This is a genomic window from Bifidobacterium callitrichos DSM 23973, from assembly GCF_000741175.1.
Taxonomy (GTDB): domain Bacteria; phylum Actinomycetota; class Actinomycetes; order Actinomycetales; family Bifidobacteriaceae; genus Bifidobacterium; species Bifidobacterium callitrichos.
Genome location: NZ_JGYS01000026.1, coordinates 1 through 1,124, shown reverse-complemented (window position 1 = coordinate 1,124; position 1,124 = coordinate 1). Strand labels below are relative to the sequence as shown.

The 1,124-nt window shown below is 58.7% G+C and carries 2 protein-coding genes and 1 pseudogene; 1 reads left to right on the top strand and 2 read right to left on the bottom strand.

From position 1 onward, the window contains the following. The coding region (locus BCAL_RS11250) for a transposase (RefSeq protein WP_162178555.1) at positions 1-324 on the top strand (324 nt) is incomplete at its 5' end. Positions 325-498: 174 nt separating this feature from the next. On the opposite strand, the pseudogene BCAL_RS14130 reads toward BCAL_RS11250, so the two are convergent. Continuing rightward, positions 499-651: pseudogene (locus tag BCAL_RS14130) on the bottom strand (hypothetical protein); the annotation flags it as partial. A 147-nt stretch (positions 652-798) separates the two neighbouring features. Then, positions 799-1,124 (bottom strand): transposase (locus tag BCAL_RS11245; protein WP_162178555.1); only part of this gene is annotated, 326 nt, incomplete at its 5' end.

Genomic DNA, 1,124 nt, shown 5'->3' with positions numbered 1-1,124 from the left:
TGCCAGATACGCGAGACCCTGCAGGACATCTACGAGACCAGCCGCACGCCAGGCGAGGCGTGGTCGCGCCTGCACCGCCTGTGCTCGTGGATGATGCACTCACGGCTGGAACCCATGAAGGACCTCGCCCGCATGATCCGCAGGCACTGGAACGAGATCCTGGCCTACTTCACCCACCCGTACACCAACGCGGTCCTCGAGGGCGTCAACAGCGTCATCCAGAACGTCAAACGACGAGCACGCGGATTTCGGAACATGGACTACTTCGCCACCATGATCTACCTGACCTGCGGCAAACTCGACCTCAAAGCAGTCACCGCCTAACCCCCACAACCCACCACAAACAGCAAATAGCCACAATTGGTCTAATAGTTCCGCGTACATGCGTGCCGTGCCGGGTGCTAAGCGCTCTCGCCTCTCCCTAAGCCATGTCAAGGCGTACACCTTGAACGTCTGACCGGTAACGCGCGGGTCTACCCACTCATTACGATTAATCGCCGCCCGCACTCCGCTAAGCCATGCGTCGGCGCTAGTCTTGCTGCTGAACGTATCGGGAGCGGTGAACCTCTCCCCGTTCACTACATAGGACGCTTGATAGCGCCCCGATGGCAACTTCCTTATCTTGCCAAAACCACGACGATTTCTAGCCATATGTATTCACCTCCGGCGTGTTGCGGGCTTAGGGCATCAGGTAGCCGTCGTGCCCCCCCACGTGCCCTAAGTCCTGTCGATTTTTGTTGTTTTGAGATGAAAACAAGCAGAAAACGGCTATTTGCTGTTTGTGGTGGGTTGTGGGGGTTAGGCGGTGACTGCTTTGAGGTCGAGTTTGCCGCAGGTCAGGTAGATCATGGTGGCGAAGTAGTCCATGTTCCGAAATCCGCGTGCTCGTCGTTTGACGTTCTGGATGACGCTGTTGACGCCCTCGAGGACCGCGTTGGTGTACGGGTGGGTGAAGTAGGCCAGGATCTCGTTCCAGTGCCTGCGGATCATGCGGGCGAGGTCCTTCATGGGTTCCAGCCGTGAGTGCATCATCCACGAGCACAGGCGGTGCAGGCGCGACCACGCCTCGCCTGGCGTGCGGCTGGTCTCGTAGATGTCCTGCAGGGTCTCGCGTATCTGGCACG